Below are 24,845 nucleotides of genomic sequence, written 5' to 3'. Positions count from 1 at the left end.
AGGATCATCCTTTTTATACTAGTGACTTTACCCCATTACTTTAAGAGTACAGCAGTTAAAGTCATTTGTTATGATTAGAAAGTCTAATGACATCTCTTACTAGTCTATCCCATCATTGGCCATCTCCATCTTAACATCAGCAACGATATTAGAATCGCCTAAGATCTCTCCCATCATCAAGGCTTGCTGGTAGAGTTCCTTGGCTTTTTTCTTGTCCTTAACGACCTTGATATAGTACTTGGCTTCAAGCTCTAAAAGGGCTGGTTTATAAGTGGGAAGCTGAGCCTTGTCAATAATTTGCTGAGCCTTCTCCAGCAAGGGAAGAAGATTCTGGTAATCATCATGAAGGACATAAACCGAAGCAGCTTCAATAACAGCAATCAAAAGTTCAATATTATAAAGTTCATCTCCCGTCAGTTCCTGCTTAAGCAATTTTTGTTCAAGCAGTTTGAAGGTTACCCGATCATAATCTGCTGTTTTGCCGCACTTCTGTAAAAAATAACTCATGTAAAGATAGTCATTAAAGGCAAAGATTTCTTTCTTGAGGACTTGTTCAAAGGCATCGTCGTAAATCTCCTCAATGTTAGGAATATCTTTCTCATGGAAACTGTCTAAGATGTTTTCTGAAAGATCCAAAAAGAGTAACTCATCTTCAGGCAGGATATCAAAGTACTTGTCATAAATTTCTTCGATCAGTTCCTGTTTTTGCTGGAGCCTTTCCCTGTTGGCATAGGTGGGAAACTTGACAATCTGCGCCTTTAACTCCCAGTAATCGTCTGGCAGCTGAATATCGCTGCCTTCGAGTAGATCAGCTATTTTAATTCCTAAGCGATCAGCAATGAACTCTAATTTTTCTAGAGTTGGCAAAGACTGTCCGCCCTCAATCCGCTGAAGCTGTCGAATGGTCAGCTTTGTTTCGTCTCCGCACAAAAGGCTTTGTGTCAGTTGCTGTTGATTTCTTTCGTCTTTAATCCGCCGTCCTAAGTCTTCTTTTATTGCCATGGTGGTCTCCCTAGTCTTTTTGTATGTTCATTATACCGTTCTCCCCTATATTGTGCAATATCATGAAAGGGACAATTTGATGACGATTTAAAGATCACTGGTTTATGAATATCAACAAAGTTTATCTTTAAACAGTTTTTATGATAGAATAGGGAAAAGGATTTTTGGGAGAGAGCATATGAAAAAATTACTGCTACTTTTGACCATCTGCTGCAGTCTGATGATGTCAGGTCTGGCCGCGGCTGACGATGTTGATTACAGCATCCGTCTTTATAAGGGGGAGCTGACAATCCATAAGGATAACAGTGCTGATTTTCGGCAGGATATTGTCTATGACTTTGACTCTGACTATAGAGGCCAGTATGTTACTCTGGGAACGGCGGGGAAAGTTCCTAAGGGTTTTCAAATTGACAGACATCCGGATGTTGCTGCTTACAAAATAGACAAGAAAGGACAGCGCCATAAAAGCTCAGTAAATGTACAAGTTGAACAGCTGTCTGAGGGCTATCGTGTAAAAGTCTATAATGGAGGACAGCGCGGCGACCGGATTGTCCTTTCTTTGAACTGGAAAATAGAACATTTAACGAGTGTTTATTCGGACATTGCTGAGCTCAATTGGTTTCCAATCAGTGACTGGGATGCTGCCTTGGATAAGGTAGTTCTGACTGTTAAAGGACCGGAAAGTTCCCTCAAAGGCAGCAGGCTCTATGCGCACACAGGCTATTTTAAAAGGCAGCCTAAGGTCAGCCGCAAAAACGGTACCTATAGGATAAACCTCAATCATTTAGGCGAAGGCAAACAAGTGGAACTGCATGCCTATTGGCCAAGTTCGGCGTTTTCGCTTGCAAATGCTGCGTCCGGTAAAAAATTAGAACAGTTTCAGGCTGTCGAAAGGGGAATTGCCCGCAAGCAGAAATTCTATCCTTTCCTTGTCGGTAAAATGTTGCCGCTTGCTGCAGCCGGCTTACTGTTGCTGTCTGTTATCGTTTATGTGATCTGGGTAGCGATGCTGGGACAGAAAAAAGTTTCCAGGAATACCCATCTCTTCAGTCCGCCGGCAGATTTGCCGCCCTTGCTCTTGGCACGCTATGCCTATGATTTAGAGATCAAGGAACTCGCTCCTGTTAAGGGGAGAAAACGCCGTTACGATCTGGACTTTAAGGAAGTGGTTCAGGCCGGTCTTTTGGATTTGATCGATCAAGGCAAACTTAAAATTTCCGATAATCACAAATTCTTTACCATCACTGATCAGCAGAAGCTGGAGCCTTATGAGCAGGCTTTTATCACCTTTGTTTACGGAGAAGGTGTCATGACGATTGAAGATGCTTTTGCTGATTACAAAATAGATAAAAGTATTCTCAAAAAGAGCAATGAAGCAGCGATTCGCCAGCGCGGCCAAAATATTCTTAATCTGTTTGAAGAGCGTGTTCAAAACTTAGATAATCGGATTACAGAAGCGGTTGCAGATTTAGGCCTGGAAACAATTCATCGCGAACGAACGGAAAAAGAGCAGCTTGTCCTGTCAGCAGTTTATTGGCTTGCTGGTCTTGCTTCATTGCTGTCCTTGATTGTAGCTATCTTTAGTTTGTTTAAGGGCTACTGGTTTGGCTTGGGAATCAATGCTTTCGTGTTGTCCTTATCCTTCATCTTTTTGATTGTTTATTATCGAAAAGATGACTATTACAAGGTCTCGGGTCTGCTGACTCAGGAAGGTCTTACAGTCAGACAGAGCTGGGATGCCTTTAAAAATATGATTCGCGATGTGAAGACATTTGATGATGTTGAGTTAGAAGGTGTTGTCGTTTGGAACCGAATTTTGGTTTACGCTACTTTATACGGCTATGCCGATCAGGTTCAGGACTATCTGAAACTTAAAGACATCAGATTGGATAATCCGCAGATGATCAGCTATATGGATATCAACCCCGGCTATTATGTGGGGCTGTCGGCTGGTTATTTGTCAAGCTATACCTCAGTCGCCGGTCTTGCCTCCAACTTTTCGGTATCCTCGGGAGGCTCAATAGGCGGCGGTTTCTCTGGCGGAGGCGGAGGTGGCGGGGGCGGAGCCTTTTAATCCGCAGCCTTTCACCGCCAATTGCTCAGACTAAATAAAAGGAGACGATATGTTATTAATTGAACTCATCAAAGCCATTATTTTCGGGATTGTAGAAGGCATCACGGAATGGCTGCCCATTTCCAGCACCGGACACTTGATTCTGGTAGAAGAATTTATTAAATTTAAGGATGCCAACGCTCCTTTTACCAACATGTTTAATGTGGTCATTCAGCTGGGAGCCATTTTGGCGGTTGTTGTTATTTATTTTGACAGGCTGAACCCTTTTAAAAAAGGGAAAACAGAGCGTGAAGTGCGGCTGACCTGGCAGCTTTGGCTCAAAGTCATTGTTGCTGCCTTGCCGGCCGCTGCTATTGGTCTGAAATTAAATGACTGGCTGGATGCGCATTTTCAAAACTTTTTCACCGTGGCTTTGATGCTGATTATTTACGGTGTAGCCTTTATCTATGTGGAAAAACGCCACGAAAATGTTGTACCAAGCATTACCCGCTTAGCAAACATGCCCTATAAAACAGCCATTTATATCGGGCTGTTTCAGGTTTTATCGCTCATTCCCGGCACCAGCCGTTCAGGAGCGACCATCTTGGGCGGGATTTTAGTAGGCACCAGCCGTGAAGTTGCGACAGAATTTACCTTTTTCCTAGGTATTCCGATCATGTTTGGCGCCAGTCTGTATAAGGTTTTAAAGTTCATTCAGTCAGGTACCGTTTTAATGGGCAGCCAGCTCCTGATCCTGCTTGTCGCTATGGTGGTCGCGTTTGCAGTCAGCCTTTATGTTATTCGCTTCCTGACAGACTATGTTAAAAGCCATGACTTCACCTTCTTTGGGAAATACCGCATTGGTCTGGGGGCGCTCTTAATCATGTATGGTCTGATTACAGCCATTTTTGGTTAATCTGTCTGCTTTTGCTGTTTTTCTTCTCCAAAATTGAAAAAAGTAGGCTTTTCTTGTATAATGAAATAACTACTCGCATGAGGTAAAGATTATGGAAATGAAACAAATCAGCGAAACAACGCTAAAAATCACTATCAGTATGGAAGATTTGGAAGAAAGAGGCATGGAATTAAAAGACTTCTTGATTCCGCAGGAAAAAACAGAAGAGTTTTTCTATACGGTTATGGATGAATTAGACCTGCCTGAGAATTTCAAAGACAGCGGCATGCTGAGCTTTCGTGTGACACCGAGAAATGACCGGATTGATGTTTTTGTGACAAAATCAGAAATCAATAAGAACCTCAATTTGGAGGATCTGTCTGACTTTGATGATATTTCAAAGATGTCTCCTGAGGATTTCTTCAAAACTTTGGAAGAAACCATGAGAGAAAAAGGAGACACGGCAGCTTTAGATAAACTGGCCGAAGCAGAAAGAAAAGAAGAAGAGGAAGCCCGAAAGCACCAAAAACAAAATGAGGGAAGCAGCCAGCCGGACTACATTCATTTTGTGCTTGATTTTCCAAGTTTGAGAGAAGCCGTTAACTTTGCTAAAACGGTTGATTATGATGTAGAAGCATCGGAACTCTTTAAGGAAGCCGACGCCTATCACATGACGGTCCTTCTAAACCTTGAAGACAAGCCGGATTATTATGCCGATCTGATGTTTGCCAGAATGTTAGAACATGCTGACAAAGGAACTAAGACACGGGCCTATCTTTTAGAGCACGGCGTTCAGCTCATTATGTCAGATGCTCTGCAAGAACTGCAAATGATTGGATGATATAGATGATACCAATTACACTGAAATTTGTTCTTGTACTGATTGCGACACTGCTGATATCCCTTATTTTGACGCCCTTAGTCAGATTTTTCTCTTTCAGAGTGGGCGCAGTGGACAATCCTAATGCCAGACGGATTAACAAGGTGCCCATGCCCAGTGCCGGCGGACTGGCTATTGTGATTTCTTTTACTGTCTCTGCGCTGGTGCTGATGCCCATGATTTTAAAAACGCAGATCTGGGGTCAGTCTTATTTTGAGTATATTCTGCCGGTTGTTATCGGAAGCTTGGTGGTCATGCTGACCGGCTTTCTTGATGATGTCTATGAACTGTCGCCCAAGGCAAAATTTCTGGGCATTCTGATTGGGGCTGTTATTATATGGAGTTTTACGGACTTTCGTTTTGACAGTTTTAAAATTCCTTTTGGCGGTCCGATGCTGCAGTTTAATCCCTTTTTAAGCTTCTTTCTGACTATTTTGTGGGTCGTAGCTATTACGAATGCAGTTAATTTGATTGACGGCTTAGACGGTTTGGTCAGCGGTGTTTCCATTATCAGCCTGACAACCATGGGGCTGGTTTCGTATTTTTTTCTTTACGATTCTGATATCTTTTTGACCTTTACCATTTTTGTTTTGATTTTTGCTATCGCCGGTTTTTTCCCTTATAATTACCACCCTGCTATCATTTATCTGGGGGATACCGGTGCTCTCTTTATTGGCTTTATGATTTCCGTTTTGTCTCTGCAAGGGCTAAAAAATGCTACTGCGGTTGCTGTGGTAACGCCGATTATTGTTTTGGGTGTCCCTATCGTTGACACAGCAGTTGCCATTATCAGACGGACTTTGTCGGGGAAAAAGTTTTATGAAGCTGATAATATGCACCTGCACCACAGGCTGCTGGCTATGGGATTTACCCATCGCGGAGCAGTTTTAGTCGTTTATGGTATTGCCATGTTCTTTTCCCTTGTGTCCCTGCTCTTAAATATCTCCAGCCGTCTGGGGGGGATTCTCCTTATGCTGGGGGTCGGCTTTGCCTTAGAGGTCTTCATCGAAGGTTTGGAGATTTGGGGGCCCAAGCGAACACCGCTGTTTAAACTTCTGGCCTTTATCGGCAACAGCGACTACCGTCAGTCAGTAGTGGCCAAACACCGCCAAAAGAAGAAGAAATAATTTGTGAACGCGAGAAAAGTCCAATCGGACTTTTTTTGTTATAATGATTACTGATAAGATGAAAGGAGTGTACTATGTCTGTACTAGAGATAAAAGATCTTCATGTATCAATTGAAGATAAAGAAATTTTGAAGGGGGTCAATCTGACGCTTAAAACCGGAGAGATTGCAGCTGTTATGGGACCCAACGGAACAGGGAAATCAACCCTTTCGGCAGCAATCATGGGCAACCCTGCTTTTGAAGTTACACAGGGAGAGGTGCTTTTGGACGGTGAAAATATCCTAGAGATGGAAGTTGATGAACGCGCTCGTCTAGGGCTCTTTCTTGCTATGCAGTACCCATCTGAAATTCCGGGAATTACCAATGCCGAATTTATCCGTGCAGCTATGAACGCCGGCAGAGAAGATGATGACAAGGTTTCTGTCCGTGAGTTCATTACCAAATTAGATGAAAAAATGGAACTTCTCGGCATGAAAGAGGAAATGGCTGAGCGCTACCTCAATGAAGGCTTCTCAGGCGGTGAGAAAAAACGCAATGAAATCCTTCAGCTGCTGATGCTGGAGCCTAAGTTTGCCCTCCTTGATGAAATTGACTCTGGTCTTGACATTGATGCACTTAAGGTGGTTTCTAAAGGTGTTAATGCTATGCGCGGTGAAAACTTCGGTGCTATGATTATTACCCACTATCAGCGCCTGCTTAACTATATTACGCCGGATGTCGTGCATGTGATGATGGATGGGCGTGTTGTACTGTCAGGCGGGGCAGAGCTGGCTGCTCGTCTTGAAAAAGAAGGCTATGCCCAAATTGCTGAAGAACTTGGTCTTGAGTACAGCGAAGAAGTCTAATTTGTAACTTCTGACAAGAAAGAAAGGGAGTAACAAATGACAAAAGAATCTATTTTAAATTTTTCACAGTCAAAGGCAGAACCTCAATGGCTGCAAGAGAAGCGTTTGGCAGCCTTTGACAAAATTGCTGACCTGGATCTGCCGAAAATCGAACGCGTTAAATTTCAGCGCTGGAACCTCGGTGACGGAACGATTTCAGAAAGTCCTGTTTCTGCTAATGTTCCTGATTTTACTGCTGTGGGAGACAATCCTAAACTCGTTCAGGCTGGCACTCAGACCGTCTTAGAAAGTCTGCCTGCAGCGCTGGCTGAACAGGGTGTGGTGTTCACCGATTTTCATTCAGCCTTGGAGGAAATCCCGCAGATTGTTGAGAAGCATTTTGCAACAGCCCTCAAATTTGACGAGGATAAACTGGCAGCCTACCAGACAGCCTATTTTAACAGCGGGGCTGTTCTTTATGTGCCGGACAATGTCGAAGTGGATCTGCCCATTGAAGGTATTTTTCTGCAGGACAGCACAAGCGATGTTCCGTTTAATAAGCATATTTTAATTATTGCCGGACGCAATGCTAAGGTTAGTTACTTGGAGCGCTTTGAAACAATCGGAGACGGCGATGTTAAGACCAGTGCTAACATTGCTGTTGAAGTTTTGGCTCAGGCTGGCAGTCAGGTTAAATTCTCGGCTATTGACCGTTTGGGTGACAATCTGACAACTTATATCAGCCGCCGCGGCCGTCTGGGCAATGATGCCAGCATTGACTGGGCTATAGGCGTTATGAATGAAGGCAATGTGATTGCTGATTTTGACAGTGATTTGATAGGAAACGGCAGCCATGCAGAACTTAAAGTTGTCGCTGCATCAAGCGGCCGTCAAATCCAAGGCATTGATACACGGGTAACCAACTATGGTAATAATTCTATCGGACATATTCTTCAGCACGGGGTCATCTTAGAGCGCGGCACACTCACCTTTAATGGTATCGGACATATTATCAAAGGTGCAAAAGGCGCAGATGCTCAGCAGGAAAGCCGTGTTCTTATGCTGTCTGATAAGGCCAGAAGTGATGCCAACCCTATTTTGCTGATTGATGAAAATGAAGTTACGGCAGGACATGCGGCTTCTATTGGACAGGTTGATCCGGAAGATATGTACTATCTGATGAGCCGCGGCATTGATAAGGAGACAGCTGAGCGTTTGGTTATTCGCGGCTTCCTTGGGACGGTTATTACCGAAATTCCGATTAAGGCTGTTCGCGACGAAATGATAGCTGTCTTGGATGAAAAATTGGACAAGAGATAAAATGGCTAAGTTAGATATTCAAAAAATCAGGCAGGATTTTCCGATTTTAGATCAGTATGTTAATGATGAACCGCTGGTCTATCTGGACAATGCTGCAACCACACAAAAGCCTGATCAGGTTTTGGCCTCTTTAAGGGACTATTACCATCAGGATAATGCCAATGTGCACCGCGGTGTTCATACTTTGGCAGAGCGGGCGACGCATGAATATGAGGCTGCGCGTGAGAAATTACGTGCCTTTATTAAAGCTAAATCAACCAAGGAAGTCCTCTTTACAAGAGGAACGACTACCGGGCTTAACTGGGTGGCTCGCTTTGCTGAGGAAGTGCTGCAGCCGGGAGATGAAGTAGTTATCTCAATTATGGAGCACCACTCCAATGTCATACCTTGGCAGCAAGCCTGCCGCAGAACCGGCGCTAAACTGGTTTATGTTTATTTAAAAGACGGTCAGCTGGATATGCTTGACCTTGAGAATAAAGTCAGTGATAAGACTAAATTTGTCAGTCTGGCTCACGTTTCAAATGTTCTAGGATGCATTAATCCGGTCAAAGAAGCAGCGGTGCTGGCCCATCGGCACGGAGCTTATATGGTTGTTGATGCCGCTCAGTCTGCTCCTCATATGAGTATTGACGTTCAGGATTTGGACTGTGATTTTCTGGCTTTTTCAGGCCATAAAATGCTGGGTCCGACAGGTATTGGTGTTCTCTATGGTAAAGAGGAGCTGCTCAATCAGATGAGCCCTGTCGAATTTGGCGGTGAGATGATTGATTTTGTCTATGAGCAAGAAGCGACTTGGAAGGAGCTTCCTTGGAAATTCGAAGCAGGCACGCCTAATATTGCCGGTGCTATTGCTTTAGGGACCGCGGTTGATTATTTGGAAAATTTAGGGATGGACAGTATTCATGCTTACGAACAGGAGCTAGTCCGCTATGTCCTGCCCAAACTGCAGGCTATTGAAGGCGTGACTATTTACGGTCCTCAGTCTGCTTCTAAGCGTTCAGGGGTCATTGCTTTCAATCTGTCCGGACTTCATCCCCATGATGCGGCAACGGCGCTTGATTATGAAGGGGTTGCCATTCGTGCAGGCCATCACTGTGCACAGCCCTTGATCAATCATTTAGGGATTTCTTCAGCGGCACGGGCCAGCTTTTATATCTATAACACAAAAGAAGATTGCGATAAGTTAGTTGAAGCAATCATAAAAACAAAGGAGTTCTTTAATGGCACTCTCAAGATTAGATAGTCTTTATATGGCTGTTGTGGGAGATCATTCAAAAAATCCCCACCACCACGGTTTTTTAGAAGGAGCAGAGCAGGTCAATCTGAACAATCCGACTTGCGGCGATGTGATCAGCCTGTCTGTTAAATTTGACGGCGACCGTATTGCAGACATTGCTTTTGCAGGTGAAGGCTGCACCATTTCAACAGCATCATCCAGTATGATGACCGATGCTGTTATCGGAAAGACCAAAGAAGAAGCGCTTGAATTAGCCGATATTTTTTCTAAAATGGTTCAAGGGGAAAAAGACAAACGGCAAAAAGAATTAGGAGACGCAGAATTTCTTGCAGGTGTTTCCAAATTTCCTCAGCGGATCAAATGCTCAACCTTGGCATGGAATGCCTTGAAAAAAGCCATTGAAAGACAGGAAACAGCAGAAAAATAAGGAAAGGACATTTATGCCCAAAAACATACAAGTAAAACCAAAACCCATTGATTTAGGGGACTATCAATTTGGCTTTCATGATGACGTAGAGCCTATTGCGACCACTGGGAAAGGGCCGACTGAAAGAGCTGTCCGTGAGATGTCCCGAATTAAAGGCGAACCGGAATGGATGCTGGATTTCCGCCTGAAGTCTCTGGAAGTATTTAATAAAATGCCCATGCAGGAATGGGGCCCGGATTTATCGGGAATTGATTTTGATGATATTATTTATTACCAAAAACCAACCGATAAACCGGCCCGTTCTTGGGATGAGGTACCCGAGAAGATCAAGGATACTTTTGAGAAAATCGGAATTCCTGAGGCAGAGCGTGCCTTTTTAGCCGGTGCTTCTGCCCAGTACGAATCAGAAGTTGTTTATCACAATATGAAAGATGAATATGATAAACTTGGCATTATCTTTACGGATACCGATTCAGCCCTTAAGGAATACCCGGAGCTCTTCAAGAAATATTTTGCCAAATTGGTGCCGCCGACCGACAATAAACTGGCTGCACTGAATTCAGCTTTCTGGTCCGGCGGAACCTTTATCTATGTGCCCAAGGGTGTCAAGGTTGATATTCCCTTACAGACCTATTTCCGCATCAACAATGAAGGAACCGGTCAGTTTGAGCGCACCTTGATTATTGTGGATGAAGGTGCCAGCGTTCACTATGTTGAAGGCTGTACGGCACCGACCTACTCAACAGCCAGCCTTCATGCTGCCATTGTTGAAATTTTTGCCTTGGAAGGCAGCTATATGCGTTACTCAACTATTCAGAATTGGTCGGATAATGTTTATAATTTGGTTACTAAACGTGCCAAGGCGGCTAAAAATGCGACGGTTGAGTGGATTGACGGCAATCTCGGCGCTCATACAACCATGAAGTATCCGTCCGTTTATCTTGATGGTGAGGGTGCACGCGGGACCATGCTGTCCATTGCTTTTGCCAATCAGGGGCAGCATCAGGACACAGGGGCTAAAATGATTCACAACGCTCCGCACACCTCCTCGTCCATCGTCTCAAAATCCATTGCCAAGGGCGGCGGCAAGGTGGACTACCGCGGACAAGTGGCCTTTAATAAAGCTTCCAAGAAGTCTGTCAGCCATATCGAGTGTGACACCATCATCATGGATGATCTGTCAGCATCAGATACTATTCCCTTTAATGAGATTCACAATTCACAAGTTGCGCTGGAACATGAAGCCAAGGTTTCAAAAATTTCCGAAGAGCAGCTCTACTATCTGATGAGCCGCGGTCTTACAGAATCAGAAGCTACTGAGATGATTGTCATGGGCTTTGTTGAGCCTTTTACCAAGGAACTTCCAATGGAATACGCTGTGGAGCTCAACCGTCTCATTTCTTATGAGATGGAAGGGTCTGTCGGCTAATAAAAAATTAAGCTTTAGAAACATTGTTGCGGCAATGTTTCTAAAGCTTTTTTTGTTTGCTTTCCTTTCGGCAAAAGCAAAGAGCGCTAAAAAGTAAGAAAGACCTGAAATGGCTGGCTGCAGCCAATAGATTCCTTAGTCATGCTGCTTTTGCAGTTATTCTTCTGCTGATAAAAGTCAAATCATAGGTTAAAGCTATGAAAAATATAATAAATATCAATTTGAACAATGTATACGGTTACATTATAATTGATGTAATCAAAAAAATTGAAGCCGCCTGCGATTATTTGGAAAAAGACAAGTGTTTCCTTTGGATTGCTTAACGGCTCAGTATCTTATAAAAAGGAGAAAAACAATGGGAAAAACAGTTGTTGAACAAATGGGTCAATGGGTTGCTGAAAGAAAGTTTGAGGATCTCAGTGCAGAAGAAGTAGCTGCTCTTAAAGGACGAGTGCTAGATGCAGTTGGCTGTGCTGTGGGAGCTCTCAGCAGCACTACGATTAAGAACATTCAAAAAATGACACAGGATCTGACACAAGATGGCTCTGCCACCCTAATCGGCGGCGGCAAAACCACTCCTGACTATGCTGCCTTGTTCAATGGAGCAGCTATCCGCTATCTGGACTACAATGACTCTTACTTGGCAAAAGGCGAGACTTGCCATCCTTCAGACAATATCTCAGCCGTTCTTGCAGCAACAGAACATAATAAAGGAACTGGAAAAGATTTCTTACTGGGTCTTGCCATTGCTTATCAAATTCAATGCCGCCTGTCAGATGAGGCGCCTGTCAGAAAACATGGTTTTGACCATACGGTTCAGGAAGCTTACGGGACTGCCGCCGGAGCAGCAAAGGCGCTCGGCTTGACCGAAAAGCAAATTGCCAATGCTGTTGCTATTTCAGGAACCAGCTACAATTCCTTGCGGGTAACCAGAACAGGTGCCTTATCGAACTGGAAAGGGTTGGCAGCGCCAAACACTGCGCGCGGTGCCATGTCTTCTGCCTTGCTGGCTAAATATGATATTACCGGTCCTCATGAAGTCTTTGAAGGTAATAAAGGGTTCTATGAAACCATTGCCGGCAAATTTGATATTGACTGGGGAAAAGAGGGCTTGGAACGCGTTTTAAAAACAATTATCAAGCGCTACAATGCTGAAATTCATTCTCAGTCTTCTATTGAAGGCTTGATTGAATTCAGAAATAAAGAGCATATTGCGCCTGAGGATATTAAAGAAATTCGCTTAGATACTTTTGACGTTGCCTTTCATATTATCGGCGGCGGTGAAGAAGGAGACAAGAAGCAAATCAGACTGAAAGAAGAAGCCGACCACTCCCTTCCTTACATGCTTGCTGTGGCCTATCTGGACGGTCAGGTACTGCCTGCCCAATATGAACAAGACAGAATTTTACAGCAGGATGTTCAGGATCTGCTGCAAAAAGTTACGGTTAGAGAAGATCCTGCCTTTAGTGAACGTTTTCCGGCAGAAATGGCTATTAAATTGGAAATTGAAACCAAGGACGGTCAGGTTTACACAGTCGAAAAAGATGACTATCAAGGTTTCACATCAAGACCTGCCAGCTGGGATGTGCTTTTGGAAAAATACTATTCACTGACAGCAGCTATTGACAGAGAATTGGCTGAAGAAATTGCTAAAACAATTGAAAAACTGGAAGACATTGATATCAGTGAATTGACGGAGCTTCTTGCAAAAATCTAAAAAATTGAAGCTTACAGTCAACCAAGAAAGGATGGTGAAAATATGTTGGAAGAAATACCAGTCAGTATCTATCGGGGCGGCACCAGTAAAGGTGTCTTCATTGCTGATGAGGTACTGCCTGAGGATCAAAAGGCAAGGGATAAGATTCTTCTGAAACTGATGGGGAGCCCGGATATAAGACAAATTAACGGCTTAGGCGGGGCCGTATCCACAACAAGTAAGGTTGCGATTATTTCCAAAGAAGAAAAAGCTGATTGGGACGTTAACTACACCTTTGCCCAAGTGGCTGTTGATAAGCCGGTGGTTTCTTACTCAGGCAACTGCGGCAATATTTCCTCTGCGGTAGGCATTTATGCCATTGAAAATCATCTGGTGGAAACAAGTTCACCAAAAACCATGGTTCGCGTTTACAATACCAACACCAAAAAGGTTATCAATGAGTATATTCCTACACCCGATGGAAAACTCACCTATGAAGGAGACTTTGCTATTTCCGGTGTTCCGGGCAAGGGGCTTAAGATAGAACTGCAGTTTCTTGAGCCTTCCGGTGCTTTCAGCGGCAAACTGCTGCCAACCGGCAATACAAAAGACACGCTTGTTTTGAAAAACGGTCAGAACGTAACTGTTTCGCTGGTAGATGCAGCCAATCCTTTGGTCTATGTTCGGGCTGAAGACTTGGGATTAGAAGGAACAGAAACGCCTGAGATGATTGACAGCGATGCTGAGCTTTTGGCTCTGCTGGAAGAAATCAGAGGCAGAGCAGCGCAGATGATGGGGCTTATTGATAAGCTTGAAGACAGCGCAGTTCTTACTCCGGGGGTACCAAAACTAACCATTGTTTCGGCTCCCAAAACCTATGTCACCACCGAAAACGAAACAATTGACGCAGCGGATTTTGATATTGCTGTCAGAATGATGAGCATGCAAAAAGCGCATAAGTCTATTGCGCTGACAGGAGCTTTATGCACCGGCGTAGCCAGTAAAATTAAAGGGACCATTCCTTACGAAATCGTTAATAAATCATCAGCTGATCAACTGGAAATTGCCCACAGCAGCGGTAAAGTTTCAGTTTCAATTGATTATGAAACTACCCATGATAAAACTCTGATAAAATCTGTTTCAAGTTATCGAACAGCCAGAAAAATTATGGTAGGAACAGCATTTATTGAGGAGGATTAGGCTATGTTAGCACTGCTTGGATACTTAATGATTATTATATTTATGGTCTTGCTTCTGACAAAGAAAATCAGCCCCTTTGTCGGCTTGATCCTGGTTCCGACCATTTTTGGAATTGTTGCGGCTCTTTTTAAGGGAGCACCTGTACTAAAGGCCTTCGAGTGGATTTATGAAGGGCTCTACTATGCGGTTGCAGGATCCGGTAAGATTACTACTGGGGTAGCGCCGACCATTACCCTTTTGCTCTTTGCCATTTTGTATTTCTCTGTAATGCTGGATGTGGGTCTCTTTGATCCGCTGGCAGTCATGATGATTAAGTGGGCAAAGGGTGACCCTATGAAGATTACCATTGCCTCAGCTGTTATCACCTTAGCTGTCTCTTTAGACGGTGACGGAACGACAACGGTTCTGATTGTAACCGCTGCCATGCTGATGCTGTTTAAGAAAATGGAAATGAAGCAGATTTATCTGGCCGCTATCATTGGTTTTGGCAATTCCGTTATGAACCTGGTTCCTTGGAGCGGTCCTATGGCGCGGGCCATGCCTGTTTTAAATATCGGCCCTAAAGAATTTCTGCTGCCCGTTTTACCAGGAATGTTTGTCGCTGCGCTTTTAGGTCTTTTTCAAGCCTATACCTATGGGAAAAGAGAAAGAAAACGGCTGGGTTATGTTCCGGGCAAAGGAATCCTGACAGAAAGCGAAACGACAGGTATTATTAATGATGTAACTCTGACCAATGTTGAATATAAACGGCCTAAATTAATCTACTTTAATCTTTTATTGACCCTTGCGATTATGGTCTTATTGATTATGGATTTGATTAACGGCGGTATCTTATTCTTGCTGGGGACAGCCATTGCTTTAATTGTCAACTATCAGGACTTATCTCTCCAAAATTCTCGCTTGTTAGCTAATGGTTCAGAAGCTTTGGGTCCTGTTTCCCTGGTCTTTGGTGCCGGAGTTATTATGGGGGTCCTTAATGGAAGCGGTATGAGCAGCGCTATTGCTCATCAGTTGGTATCCATGATTCCGCAAAGTCTGGGAAGTTATATTCCGTTGATTTTAGCCTTGATTTCTTTGCCGGGTCTCTTTTTCCTGCCAAATGACGCCTTCTATTTTGGACTCCTGCCGGTTATTGCTCCTATAGCTTATTCTTACGGAGCAACACCTGTTGAAGTCGGAGTAGCTTCACTTATGGGACAGGCTGTCAGATTTGCCAGCCCTTTGGTTGCCTTTCTTTATGTATTGGTTGATAGAACCGAGGTCAGCTTTATCGACTATCAAAAAGAATACTTAAAGTGGGGATTGATGAGCTTTGTCTTGCAGACATTAACGGCCGTTCTGACCGGAGCTATTCCGATTTAAATTGATTTTTTGCAGATATCAATAAAGGATTTGGCAAAGAAAGGCAGACTGCGATTCTTTCGATAAGCAACGATTAAATCAACATAAACCTTATCTTTAAGAGAGAAAAAACGAATCTTGTTTCCAATGCTGAGATGCTTAGTGTGAGAAGCATTGACAAAACAGACGCCAAAATTATTGGCAACTAAGTTAATAGCCGTTTCGATATTTCTGGTTGCCAGCACTCGCTGAGGCTGAAAATGATTTTTGGCAAAAATATCATCTGCTACCTGTCTTGAAAATTGATCGGGCTGGTGCAAGATAAACAGCTCGTCAGCCAGCAGATGCAAATCTAAAGAAGGGTAGGATTCGTGATTATCATACCTGCCAAATTTACTTAAGGGGTGCTCAACAGGAAGGGCCAATAAAATCTCTTCAGATTTTATTTTCTCAATTTCCTGCTGACGCCCCTCTTTTGTGCGATTCATCAAAGCGAGATCAACATCGCCGTTTTCAATCAAATGCGAAAAGGTCTTAGAAGAGGATTCATTTAGCTGAATCTCGACATTGGGGAACTGCTCATGAAATTTTGGCAGTAAGACAGGCACTAAATAAGAGCTTCTCAGCAAGGGAATAGCCAGTCTCAGGCGGCCAAACTTGTTATCAAGGACATTTTGCATGGTATCGTTAAAATTTTCTTGGATACGCAGAATTTGCAGGCCATACTTTAGAAATTCCTCACCTAGATAGGTCAGTTCTAATTTTTTGCCGTGCTGCACAAAGACATCAAAGCCCAGCCGCTGCTGCATATTTTTAATATAGGTGCTCAGCGAGGGCTGGGTAATGTAGAGTGCCTGAGCAGCCTTGGTCACACTGCCTTTATCAACAATGGCTTTGACGTATTCAATATCTCTGATTTCCATAAACAGCCCTTCCAAGTAAATTGATCTAATGCCTTTATTATACCACATGACGAGCAGCCTTTCTGCATGATTGCTGCATTGAAAAGGCTTTCAAAAAATGATAAAATTAAAAATACAGAGGCAGCTCCTCTTTGGAAGGGAGAAATGATGAAAAAGAAGTATTCCATTTTAGTTACTGTTCTGGCAGCCTTGCTCTTATTGGCTGGCTGCCTTCCTCCGCGTTTGGAAAGTGCCGGCAAAAATCAGCAGGAAGTTAACAAGACCGCTAAGAAGATGTCGGTTGAAGACCTTCTTGACAAGGTTGAAGAGGCCAATGATGGCATTGAAACGGTCCATTTTGATATGAATACGGAGGTTATTTCACATGGCCGTAAATATCAGCACATGGTGGCTGATTTAGGTTATGACAGTTCCGGCGAAATTATTCAAAAGGCTAATATTATTATTGATGAAACAACCAACGGAATTGGTAAGTATCAAGAAATTGTCGGAGATCAAACCACCGCTCGAGTGCGTACGTCAAAAGACGGCAGCTGGCAAACAGCTAACCCTAAGGGCAGATACACTGTTCATCCGAATTACTTCAATTTTTTAGAAGTTCTTTATTCTATGGAGGATGATTTGGTTCTCAAACAAAGCGGCAGTGAGTATAAGCTGACTCTGCGCAGTCAAAATGTAGATATCGTTTCTTTGTTTAGAGAGGAGCTGAACCTTTATGTCAGAGGAATCAGCCAAACCGAGCTAAAGAAAGATCTTGAGGTGACTTTTGATAAGAAAACCTTCTATCTGAAAGACTTTGATTTGCAGCTGTCTTATAACGGCAGAAAAGGTGAGCTTGATTTAGAAGCGGCCGGCGAGTTTTCAAAATGGAATAAAGTCAGTGATTCACGGTTTTCGGTGAGTGATTCTGAGAGTGATTCTGATTCAAATTCTGACGATTCTAATGCTATTTAGAAAAGCTTATCCAAAAAGAGCGGACAAAGGCTGTGAAAGCCTTTGTCCGCTCTTTTTGCGGTTAGCCTATATGTGACAGGCAGATTTGTTCATGTCACTAGAGTTTCTCATTGACATACTGAACAAAGTGATTCCACCAAACTTTAAGGAAGAAGCTGCGCTTAACCTCAGTTTTAGCAACTAATTTGACAGTCGGCGGAGAATCAAGATAACCTTGCCCGACAAGATTGCTGTCATTGAAACCGGCTTGTCCGACAAGCTGCCCCTTTTTAACAGCTGCAGTATAGCCTTCTTTTTTCGAATGAATAGTTACAGTGTTCTTTTGTTCGCTCAGTTTATTGCGGATGACAACAAGATCTTCTTTGGCGACAGCAGGAACGCTGCTTTTTTTGCCGTCAATAACTTTTGCGGTGCTGTTTTTGTAGGTCCGTCCTTTACGGATCAGTGTTGCCTGCTCATAAGTATTGCTGATATAATTGAGCAGATCAGTGGTAGCTTTGAAGCGGGCAGACTCATCGGTATCAGAATTATTCGCGTTTAAAACAACAGAGATGATACGCATGCCGTTTTCTTTGGCAGTAGCAACAAAAGAAGCTCCTGCAAATTCTGTCGTTCCTGTTTTTAGACCGTCAACCCCTTCGCGCGCATAAGGCATATTAGGCAGCATGTAATTGTAGGTGTCCATCTGGGTTCCGGCAAAATCACCAGTCGTTTTCTTCGTGATTTTCAGAATCTGAGGGAAGTCTTTGATCAGATGGCGTGCAATAATAGCCACATCCTTGGCACTCATCATGTTTTCTTCATCAGGATCAGATCCGGGATAAATATGGTCGCCTAAAAGTTTGTTATTGAGTCCGGAAGCATTGACCAGTTTGGCATCGGTAATTCCCCAGTCCCGAAGCTGTTTTTTCATCATATCAACAAACCTGGGTTCTGTTCCGCCGACTTTTTCAGCTAAGGCAATGGCTGCGCTGTTGGCGCTGGAAATCATGGCTGCATCTACCAACTGCTTAACAGTGTATTCTCTGGCTTCCATAGGAACATTGCTGACGCTGTAATCGGTGGTCAGCTCGTAAGGGTAATTAGAAATTTTAACCTTGGTATCCCAGGTCAACTCTCCTGCTTTGATTTCTTTATAAACAAGATAGACTGTTAAAATTTTGGTGATGGATGCAATACCGGCAGGACTTGCAGCGTCTTTTTCATAAAGAATTTTACCGGTATCGGCTTCAACAGCGATGGCATGTTTAGCAGCTGCATCAAATTGTTCTTCGGCCTTGGCCTGAAAACTAAAGAGCGACAGAAGGAGCAGTACTGAGCATAAAATCTTTTTCATCATAGGTTTAATTATAGCATATTTTATAAGAGAAAAGCTTCCCTTTAAAACTTTTCGCACTTTGGGGTGAGGCTGCCAATGTCAGAAAAAATTTTTAAAAAGCCTGGTGGAGGAACGGCTTGTCAAATTCACCCTGAATTAAACCGTTTTCTGAGCTTTTTAGAAGAAGGAAAGCTGATTTTTGAAAGCTTGCTAAAAAGATTAAAATAAGATAAAATATCTGTGACATTAGTTTTAAATTTCAAGTTATTGAAGGATAAAAAGGAGACTATTATGTTAAACACAAAGAAAAGTACGTGGAAGCATGTCGGTCTGGGCTTAGTCGCCTTAGCTTCAGCTGCTGCTTTGGCAGCCTGCGGAAACGGCAGCAAACAGTCATCAAAAGATGAAATCAATTGGTATTTCCGTACAGAAATCAACTCTTTAGACATTTCTAAGAGTACCGATACCTACTCCGGAACTGTTATCGGAAATTCAGGCAGCAATCTGCTTCGTGTAGATGCTAAGGGGAAGACTGTCCCTGACTTGGCTAAAAAGGTTGAGGTGTCAAAAGACGGCCTGACTTATACAGCCACACTTCGTAAAGGCATCAAATGGTCAGATGGCAGTGCCATTACGGCTAAGGATTTTGTTTATTCATGGCAGCGTATCATTGACCCCAAGACAGCTTCTGAATACTCAAACTTGGCACTTGATTCACATGTTAAAAATGCCAAGGCTATTAACAGCGGAAAAATCACTGATCTCAATGCTTTGGGTGTAAAGGCTGAAGGTAATAAAGTCATCTTTACCTTGGAAACACCGACTCCGCAAATGGAATATCTCCTTGCCTTCACAAGCTTTATGCCGCAAAAAGAAGCCTTTGTCAACAAGGTCGGCAAGAAATATGGAACAAATTCTGACAGTCAGATCTATTCAGGACCGTACATTGCAACAGGATGGAATGGCACAAACGGCAGCTATAAGCTTAAAAAGAATAAATACTACTGGAATGCTGACAAAGTTAAGACCAAAGTCATTAACATTCAAACCGTTAAGAAACCAGAAACTGCTGTTCAGATGTACAAGCGCGGTGAATTGGACATGGCAGAAATTTCCAACACACCGGCTCTTTATAAAGCTAATAAAAACAACAAAGATGTTGTCAATATTTATGAAGCTGTAACAACGTACTTTGAATATAACCAAACAGGCGCTAACAAAGCCCTGTCAAATAAGAAAATCCGTCAGGCGCTTAACTACGCAACCAACCGTAAGGCTTATGTTGATACTGTTGTTCCGACAGGTTCGCGTGCCGCAACCGGTATAGCTCCTTATAAACTAGCCAAAGTTGACGGCAAGGATCTATCAAAAGAAGTAGCACCCGGCTATAGCTATGATGTAGACAAAGCTAAACAACTTTTCAAAGAAGGTTTGCAGGAAATCGGTCAGACATCAGTGAAATTTACCATTACTGCTGATGCCGACTCACCAACAGCCAAGGCCGGTCTTGACTATATCAAAGGTGCCTGGGAAAAAGCACTGCCAGGTTTAACGATCGAAGAAAAACTCGTTCCTTTCAAGCAACGCCTGCAAGATTCTAAAACACAAAACTTTGATATTGTGATGACGCTTTGGGGCGGGGACTATCCGGAAGGTTCTACCTTCTACAGTCTTTTCACCGGCAGCTCTTCGCAAAACAACGGTAAATTCTCAAACTCTGCTTATGACCAAGCTTATGAAAAAGCTGTAACAACTGATGCTTTAGATCCTGCAAAAGCAGCAGAAGATTACAAAGCAGCAGAAAAAGCTTTATTTGAGGAAGCCAATGTTAACCCAATTTACTTCCGCAGTATGAAGGGCTTGCAAAATCCTAGCATCAAAGGCTTAATCCGCAGCTCTACAGGACTAAATGTAGACTTTACTTACGCTTATAAAAAATAAGGCTTAAGATAAAGACAATTTCACACATGGCAAGGATTGGCTTAGGCCAGTTCTTGTTTTTATTGGGGAAAGCGCCAATAAAAGCTAAGAAAAGGAACATTATGCTTAAATATATTCTTAAACGTATAGGAATTCTTGTGCTGACCTTATTTATAGTTGTCACCATTACTTTCTTTCTCATGAAAGCGATGAAAGGAACTCCTTTTAATAATCCTAAATTAACTCCGGAAGCCATTGCTGCCTTAAATGTGCAGTACGGACTTGATAAACCTGAATGGCAGCAGTATCTGATTTACCTGAAGAATGTCTTTACCGGCGATTTAGGGACAAGTTTTCAGTATGTCAATCAGCCGGTAACGACCCTGATTGTTCAACGCTTGGGCATTTCCGCTCAGCTCGGGATACAGGCCCTGATTTTAGGTGTGGGTCTGGGCTTGATTGTCGGAGCTCTTTCTGCGCGGCACCAAAATGATAAAGTCGACGGCTTTTTAAGTATTATTTCAACGCTTGGATACTCTGTTCCGTCTTTCATTTTGGCTGTTTTCCTGCTGAATATTCTGGGCTATCGTCTGCAGTTTCTGCCAGTTTCAGGCTGGGGCAGTTTTTCGCAAACCATTCTGCCGACTTTGGCCCTGTCCTTCAATCCTTTTGCCGTAACGACGCGCTTTGTCAGAAGTGAGATGATTGAAGCCTTGAATTCTGACTATATCCAGCTGGCGAGGGCTAAGGGACTGACAGACCGTCAGGTCGCTAACCGTCACGCTTACCGCAATTCCATGATTCCTGTTTTAACCTTGGTGGGTCCTATGGCTGCTAACCTGTTGACAGGTTCGGTCCTGATTGAAAGAATATTTTCCATTCCGGGGATTGGTGAGCAGTTTGTCAATTCGATTCCATCAAATGACTATCCTGTTATTATGGGAACAACCATTGTCTATGCGGTGATGCTGATGGGTATGATTTTATTGACTGATATTATCACCAGCATCGTTGATCCGCGTGTTCGGCTGCAGTAAGGAGAGTAACATGGCAGATAAAAATAGGACATTTGTGCTCGTTGGTGCAGGAAGCGCCAGTGCACAGGAAAAAATTGAAAAGCCGGCCTTGTCTTTCCTGCAGGATGCTTGGCGGCGTTTGAAGAAAAATAAATTAGCGGTTGTTTCGCTTTGGTTTTTAACTTTGCTTATCACGTTTTCACTGCTGTCTCCTTTGTTTGTGACGCAAAAGGATGCTAATAGTTTTGATTCGGATAAGGTATCCACTTATGGCAATTTACCGCCTAACAGCGGCTTGGGTATTCCCGGCTGGAACGGGGTCTTCAAGATGCCTGGTTCAGATACTGCTTCCAATGTTTATGAAGATCAGTCGGTTCCTGAAGGGCAGCATTTCTTATTTGGAACTGACAGTTTAGGACGCAGTCTTGGGAAGCGGATTATCGTTGGTATCCGCATTTCGCTGTTAGTTGCAGTTGCGGCAACCTGCATTGACTTGCTTATCGGTGTTGTTTACGGTCTGACTTCCGGCTATATCGGAGGGATGGTTGATACAGTCATGCAGCGGATTATTGAAATCATCTCGTCTGTGCCAAATCTGATTATTGTAACCATGCTGGGGCTCTTGCTGGGTAACGGTATATTGGCTATTATCCTTTCAATTGCTCTGACCGGCTGGACATCAATGGCCAGACAGGTCAGAAATATGACGCTGTCCTATAAAGAAAGAGATTTCGTCTTGGCCGCAAAGACCTTAGGAGAAAGCGGTCCTAAGATAGCTTTTAAACATATCCTACCCAATATTTCGGGAGTTATCATCGTTCAGATCATGATGACAATCCCTTCGGCAATCATGTATGAAGCGATTCTTTCAGCTATCAATCTGGGGGTAAAACCGCCGACTTCTTCTCTGGGATCTCTTATTTCGGATGCTCAGGAAAACTTGCAGTATTACCCTTATCAGATTATTTTACCGGCTCTTGCTCTGGTGCTTATTTCTTTAGCATTTATTTTGCTGGGTGATGGGTTGCGTGACGCATTTGATCCAAAATCAGATCAGGACTAAGGAGGACAGTATGAGTAAAGAAAAAATCTTACAGGTCAATAACCTCCATGTCAACTTCCACACCTATGCAGGAGAGGTTAAGGCTATCCGCGATGTCAGTTTTTATTTGGAAAAAGGAGAAACCCTTGCTATCGTGGGGGAATCCGGCTCCGGTAAATCTGTAACAACACGCACCTTGATGGGGCTTTCGGCTAAAAATGCTGAAATTTCAGGGAATATTGAATTTAAAGGCCGCAATCTGCTTGATTTAAAAGAAGAAGACTGGGTCACTATTCGCGGCAATGATATTTCCATGATCTTCCAAGATCCGATGACCAGTCTGGATCCGACAATGAAAATCGGCCTGCAAATTGCTGAACCTATCATCAAGCATGAAAAGCTGAGTAAAAAAGAAGCTTTGGCGCGTGCTTTGGATATCATGAAAAAAGTCGGGATTCCTAATGCAGAAGAACACATCAACGATTACCCCCACCAATGGTCGGGCGGTATGCGCCAGCGGGCTGTTATTGCTATTGCTCTTGCTACCAATCCGGAAATCCTAATTGCTGATGAGCCCACTACAGCTCTTGATGTGACGATTCAGGCACAAATTCTTCACTTGATGAAAGAAATTCAAAAGAGCACAGATTCTTCCATTATTTTTATTACGCATGATTTAGGTGTAGTAGCTGGTATGGCTGACCGTGTTGCCGTTATGTATGCAGGGAAAATTGTCGAATACGGGACGGTTGATGAGGTTTTCTATAACCCGCAGCATCCTTATACTTGGGGACTTTTAAACTCCATGCCAACAACCAGTACAGCAGCCGGGAGCCTGCAATCAATTCCCGGAACTCCGCCTGATCTGCTGCATCCTCCAAAAGGTGATGCTTTTGCTCCGAGAAATGAATTTGCGCTCGATATTGACCTTGAAGAGGAACCGCCGTTTTTCAAAGTCAGTGATTCTCATTATGCTGCTACTTGGCTGCTGGATGAGCGTGCTCCTAAAATTGTACCCCCAGAAAGAATTTTAAAACGCTGGGAAAAATGGAAAAGTTTGAAGGGAGAACAGCACAATGACTGAAAATCGTAAAAAATTGGTGGAAGTCAAGAATGTTTCTTTGATATTTAATAAGGGCAAAGCCAATGAAGTCAGAGCAATTGACAATGTCAGCTTTGATATCTATGAGGGCGAGGTCTTTGGTCTTGTTGGAGAATCGGGCTCGGGGAAAACAACAATCGGACGAGCTATCCTTAAACTTTACAATATTGATGAGGGTGAGATTGATTTTGAAGGAGAAACCATTTCCAAGCTCAAAGGCAAAGAACTCTTTGCCTTTCGCAAGAAAGCACAGATGATTTTCCAAGATCCTCAGGCAAGCCTGAACGGTCGTATGAAAGTCAGAGACATCATTGCTGAAGGTCTTGATACGCATAAGATAATAAAGAGCAGAGACGAGCGCAATGCCAAAGTTCAAGAACTGCTGGATTTGGTCGGTTTAAATAAAGACCATCTGACTCGCTATCCGCATGAATTTTCAGGCGGTCAGCGCCAGCGTATCGGGATAGCGCGTGCATTGGCTGTTGAGCCTAAATTTATTATCGCTGATGAACCTATTTCAGCCTTAGACGTCTCTATCCAAGCTCAGGTTGTTAACCTGATGCAACGACTGCAGCATGAACAAGGGCTGACTTATCTGTTTATTGCCCATGACTTATCTATGGTTAAGTACATTTCCGATCGTATCGGAGTCATGCACTGGGGGAAATTAGTGGAAATCGGAACGTCTGATGAGGTTTATCACCATCCGACTCACCCTTATACAAAAAGTCTTTTGTCAGCAGTTCCTGAACCTGACCCCGAATTAGAGCGCAAACGCGTTCACAAGGTATACGATCCTGCCGATGAATTAGACGGGCAAGCGCGTGAAATGCGGGAAATTACTCCGGGTCATTTTGTCCTATCAACCGAAGAAGAAGCAAAGGCCTATCAAAAAGAATTTAAAGTTCAGTAAAAAGCAAAACAGACAGCCATTGTGACCTGCACCCCAATCGTTAGATTTTCTGACTAACTTTTTGGGGTCAGCACACAATTTTGGCTGTCTGTTTTTTGCTGTTATGTCTATCTGCGCCGCTCCAGCCTTCGCCTGCAGTCGGATGCAGAGTTTCTAAGTGGCTTGAAACACTTCAGCAAACCCCTGCAGTCATGCAGTCTCAGAGGGCTGTTGGATCGAGGTTTAG

Annotated in this window: 22 protein-coding genes; 19 read left to right on the top strand and 3 right to left on the bottom strand. The window is 43.4% G+C overall.

Going from position 1 to position 24,845, the window contains the following annotated elements; genetic code table 11:
• Positions 1-99 precede the first annotated feature (99 nt).
• Entirely contained in the window at positions 100-1,002 is a 903-nt protein-coding gene (locus AC4HAF_RS07165) for a helix-turn-helix domain-containing protein (protein ID WP_491097220.1), read from the bottom strand.
• Between the two features lie 178 nt (positions 1,003-1,180).
• Between AC4HAF_RS07165 and AC4HAF_RS07160 the strand changes: the two genes are divergently transcribed.
• From AC4HAF_RS07160 to AC4HAF_RS07105, 12 genes are all read left to right on the top strand, one after another.
• Entirely contained in the window at positions 1,181-3,076 is a 1,896-nt protein-coding gene (locus tag AC4HAF_RS07160; RefSeq protein WP_491097219.1) for a DUF2207 domain-containing protein, read from the top strand.
• A gap of 49 nt (positions 3,077-3,125) precedes the next feature.
• Entirely contained in the window at positions 3,126-3,971 is an 846-nt protein-coding gene (locus AC4HAF_RS07155) for an undecaprenyl-diphosphate phosphatase (RefSeq protein ID WP_491097218.1), read from the top strand.
• Between the two features lie 91 nt (positions 3,972-4,062).
• A complete protein-coding gene (mecA, locus tag AC4HAF_RS07150) occupies positions 4,063-4,791 on the top strand; it encodes an adaptor protein MecA (protein ID WP_491097217.1) in 729 nt (242 codons plus the stop codon).
• A gap of 5 nt (positions 4,792-4,796) precedes the next feature.
• The gene (locus AC4HAF_RS07145; RefSeq protein ID WP_491097216.1) at positions 4,797-5,957 is read left to right on the top strand and encodes a glycosyltransferase family 4 protein; all 1,161 of its coding nucleotides are present in this window, start codon (positions 4,797-4,799) and stop codon (positions 5,955-5,957) included.
• A 74-nt stretch (positions 5,958-6,031) separates the two neighbouring features.
• Positions 6,032-6,802, top strand: a complete 771-nt coding sequence (sufC, locus tag AC4HAF_RS07140) for a Fe-S cluster assembly ATPase SufC (protein WP_491092094.1) — start codon at positions 6,032-6,034, stop codon at positions 6,800-6,802.
• A gap of 36 nt (positions 6,803-6,838) precedes the next feature.
• Positions 6,839-8,101, top strand: a complete 1,263-nt coding sequence (gene sufD / locus AC4HAF_RS07135; RefSeq protein ID WP_491092093.1) for a Fe-S cluster assembly protein SufD — start codon at positions 6,839-6,841, stop codon at positions 8,099-8,101.
• A gap of 1 nt (position 8,102) precedes the next feature.
• A complete protein-coding gene (locus AC4HAF_RS07130; protein WP_491097262.1) occupies positions 8,103-9,344 on the top strand; it encodes a cysteine desulfurase in 1,242 nt (413 codons plus the stop codon).
• The gene (gene sufU, locus AC4HAF_RS07125; RefSeq protein WP_491092092.1) at positions 9,322-9,765 is read left to right on the top strand and encodes a Fe-S cluster assembly sulfur transfer protein SufU; all 444 of its coding nucleotides are present in this window, start codon (positions 9,322-9,324) and stop codon (positions 9,763-9,765) included. Before AC4HAF_RS07130 ends, sufU begins: the two co-directional genes overlap by 23 nt.
• A gap of 13 nt (positions 9,766-9,778) precedes the next feature.
• A complete protein-coding gene (gene sufB, locus AC4HAF_RS07120) occupies positions 9,779-11,194 on the top strand; it encodes a Fe-S cluster assembly protein SufB (protein WP_491097215.1) in 1,416 nt (471 codons plus the stop codon).
• A 355-nt stretch (positions 11,195-11,549) separates the two neighbouring features.
• Positions 11,550-12,911, top strand: coding sequence for an MmgE/PrpD family protein (locus AC4HAF_RS07115; protein ID WP_491097214.1), 1,362 nt, complete (start codon positions 11,550-11,552; stop codon positions 12,909-12,911).
• 42 nt (positions 12,912-12,953) lie between these two features.
• On the top strand, positions 12,954-14,090 hold the full coding sequence (locus tag AC4HAF_RS07110; protein ID WP_491097213.1) for a 2-methylaconitate cis-trans isomerase PrpF family protein: 1,137 nt from the start codon (positions 12,954-12,956) through the stop codon (positions 14,088-14,090).
• Between the two features lie 3 nt (positions 14,091-14,093).
• Positions 14,094-15,452 carry a CitMHS family transporter gene (locus AC4HAF_RS07105; protein ID WP_491097212.1) on the top strand — a complete coding sequence of 453 codons (1,359 nt, stop codon included), beginning with the start codon at positions 14,094-14,096 and terminating at the stop codon, positions 15,450-15,452.
• Here AC4HAF_RS07105 and AC4HAF_RS07100 read toward each other — a convergent pair.
• The gene (locus AC4HAF_RS07100; RefSeq protein ID WP_027975516.1) at positions 15,449-16,354 is read right to left on the bottom strand and encodes a LysR family transcriptional regulator; all 906 of its coding nucleotides are present in this window, start codon (positions 16,352-16,354) and stop codon (positions 15,449-15,451) included. The two genes, AC4HAF_RS07105 and AC4HAF_RS07100, sit on opposite strands and share 4 nt — an antisense overlap.
• 147 nt (positions 16,355-16,501) lie before the next feature.
• Between AC4HAF_RS07100 and AC4HAF_RS07095 the strand changes: the two genes are divergently transcribed.
• Positions 16,502-17,308: a DUF6612 family protein gene (locus AC4HAF_RS07095; RefSeq protein WP_491097261.1), complete on the top strand. Its 807-nt coding sequence runs from the start codon at positions 16,502-16,504 to the stop codon at positions 17,306-17,308.
• A 97-nt stretch (positions 17,309-17,405) separates the two neighbouring features.
• Here AC4HAF_RS07095 and pbp3 read toward each other — a convergent pair whose 3' ends face one another.
• Positions 17,406-18,644: a D-alanyl-D-alanine carboxypeptidase PBP3 gene (gene pbp3 / locus AC4HAF_RS07090; protein ID WP_491097260.1), complete on the bottom strand. Its 1,239-nt coding sequence runs from the start codon at positions 18,642-18,644 to the stop codon at positions 17,406-17,408.
• Between the two features lie 78 nt (positions 18,645-18,722).
• Here pbp3 and AC4HAF_RS07085 point away from each other — a divergent pair, with 78 nt between their 5' ends.
• From AC4HAF_RS07085 to AC4HAF_RS07060, 6 genes are all read left to right on the top strand, one after another.
• Positions 18,723-18,854 carry a hypothetical protein gene (locus AC4HAF_RS07085; RefSeq protein ID WP_491097211.1) on the top strand — a complete coding sequence of 44 codons (132 nt, stop codon included), beginning with the start codon at positions 18,723-18,725 and terminating at the stop codon, positions 18,852-18,854.
• A gap of 63 nt (positions 18,855-18,917) precedes the next feature.
• Complete coding sequence (locus AC4HAF_RS07080) at positions 18,918-20,567, top strand: peptide ABC transporter substrate-binding protein (protein ID WP_491097210.1); 1,650 nt, start codon at positions 18,918-18,920, stop codon at positions 20,565-20,567.
• Between the two features lie 101 nt (positions 20,568-20,668).
• The gene (locus tag AC4HAF_RS07075) at positions 20,669-21,583 is read left to right on the top strand and encodes an ABC transporter permease (protein WP_491092359.1); all 915 of its coding nucleotides are present in this window, start codon (positions 20,669-20,671) and stop codon (positions 21,581-21,583) included.
• A 10-nt stretch (positions 21,584-21,593) separates the two neighbouring features.
• Positions 21,594-22,625, top strand: coding sequence for an ABC transporter permease (locus AC4HAF_RS07070; protein WP_491097209.1), 1,032 nt, complete (start codon positions 21,594-21,596; stop codon positions 22,623-22,625).
• A gap of 10 nt (positions 22,626-22,635) precedes the next feature.
• The gene (locus tag AC4HAF_RS07065) at positions 22,636-23,688 is read left to right on the top strand and encodes an ABC transporter ATP-binding protein (RefSeq protein WP_491097208.1); all 1,053 of its coding nucleotides are present in this window, start codon (positions 22,636-22,638) and stop codon (positions 23,686-23,688) included.
• Positions 23,681-24,619: an ABC transporter ATP-binding protein gene (locus AC4HAF_RS07060; RefSeq protein ID WP_491097207.1), complete on the top strand. Its 939-nt coding sequence runs from the start codon at positions 23,681-23,683 to the stop codon at positions 24,617-24,619. The genes AC4HAF_RS07065 and AC4HAF_RS07060 overlap by 8 nt, the downstream gene beginning before the upstream one ends.
• Positions 24,620-24,845 lie beyond the last annotated feature (226 nt).

The organism is Streptococcus sp. ELY_90 (assembly GCF_058314475.1).
This window is presented reverse-complemented; position numbering and strand designations above follow the sequence as displayed.

Excerpts from the sequence above, each read along its gene's own strand:
- AC4HAF_RS07075 (WP_491092359.1), top strand. The coding sequence starts at position 20,669 with ATGCTTAAATATATTCTTAAACGTATAGGAATTCTTGTGCTGACCTTA.
- AC4HAF_RS07060 (WP_491097207.1), top strand. The coding sequence starts at position 23,681 with ATGACTGAAAATCGTAAAAAATTGGTGGAAGTCAAGAATGTTTCTTTG.
- sufC (WP_491092094.1), top strand. The coding sequence starts at position 6,032 with ATGTCTGTACTAGAGATAAAAGATCTTCATGTATCAATTGAAGATAAA.
- AC4HAF_RS07080 (WP_491097210.1), top strand. The coding sequence starts at position 18,918 with ATGTTAAACACAAAGAAAAGTACGTGGAAGCATGTCGGTCTGGGCTTA.
- AC4HAF_RS07095 (WP_491097261.1), top strand. The coding sequence starts at position 16,502 with ATGAAAAAGAAGTATTCCATTTTAGTTACTGTTCTGGCAGCCTTGCTC.
- AC4HAF_RS07165 (WP_491097220.1), bottom strand. The coding sequence starts at position 1,002 with ATGGCAATAAAAGAAGACTTAGGACGGCGGATTAAAGACGAAAGAAAT.
- AC4HAF_RS07115 (WP_491097214.1), top strand. The coding sequence starts at position 11,550 with ATGGGAAAAACAGTTGTTGAACAAATGGGTCAATGGGTTGCTGAAAGA.
- AC4HAF_RS07100 (WP_027975516.1), bottom strand. The coding sequence starts at position 16,354 with ATGGAAATCAGAGATATTGAATACGTCAAAGCCATTGTTGATAAAGGC.
- AC4HAF_RS07110 (WP_491097213.1), top strand. The coding sequence starts at position 12,954 with ATGTTGGAAGAAATACCAGTCAGTATCTATCGGGGCGGCACCAGTAAA.
- sufU (WP_491092092.1), top strand. The coding sequence starts at position 9,322 with ATGGCACTCTCAAGATTAGATAGTCTTTATATGGCTGTTGTGGGAGAT.
- AC4HAF_RS07155 (WP_491097218.1), top strand. The coding sequence starts at position 3,126 with ATGTTATTAATTGAACTCATCAAAGCCATTATTTTCGGGATTGTAGAA.
- AC4HAF_RS07130 (WP_491097262.1), top strand. The coding sequence starts at position 8,103 with ATGGCTAAGTTAGATATTCAAAAAATCAGGCAGGATTTTCCGATTTTA.
- AC4HAF_RS07145 (WP_491097216.1), top strand. The coding sequence starts at position 4,797 with ATGATACCAATTACACTGAAATTTGTTCTTGTACTGATTGCGACACTG.
- AC4HAF_RS07105 (WP_491097212.1), top strand. The coding sequence starts at position 14,094 with ATGTTAGCACTGCTTGGATACTTAATGATTATTATATTTATGGTCTTG.
- mecA (WP_491097217.1), top strand. The coding sequence starts at position 4,063 with ATGGAAATGAAACAAATCAGCGAAACAACGCTAAAAATCACTATCAGT.
- AC4HAF_RS07085 (WP_491097211.1), top strand. The coding sequence starts at position 18,723 with ATGTCAGAAAAAATTTTTAAAAAGCCTGGTGGAGGAACGGCTTGTCAA.
- pbp3 (WP_491097260.1), bottom strand. The coding sequence starts at position 18,644 with ATGAAAAAGATTTTATGCTCAGTACTGCTCCTTCTGTCGCTCTTTAGT.
- sufB (WP_491097215.1), top strand. The coding sequence starts at position 9,779 with ATGCCCAAAAACATACAAGTAAAACCAAAACCCATTGATTTAGGGGAC.
- AC4HAF_RS07070 (WP_491097209.1), top strand. The coding sequence starts at position 21,594 with ATGGCAGATAAAAATAGGACATTTGTGCTCGTTGGTGCAGGAAGCGCC.
- AC4HAF_RS07160 (WP_491097219.1), top strand. The coding sequence starts at position 1,181 with ATGAAAAAATTACTGCTACTTTTGACCATCTGCTGCAGTCTGATGATG.
- sufD (WP_491092093.1), top strand. The coding sequence starts at position 6,839 with ATGACAAAAGAATCTATTTTAAATTTTTCACAGTCAAAGGCAGAACCT.
- AC4HAF_RS07065 (WP_491097208.1), top strand. The coding sequence starts at position 22,636 with ATGAGTAAAGAAAAAATCTTACAGGTCAATAACCTCCATGTCAACTTC.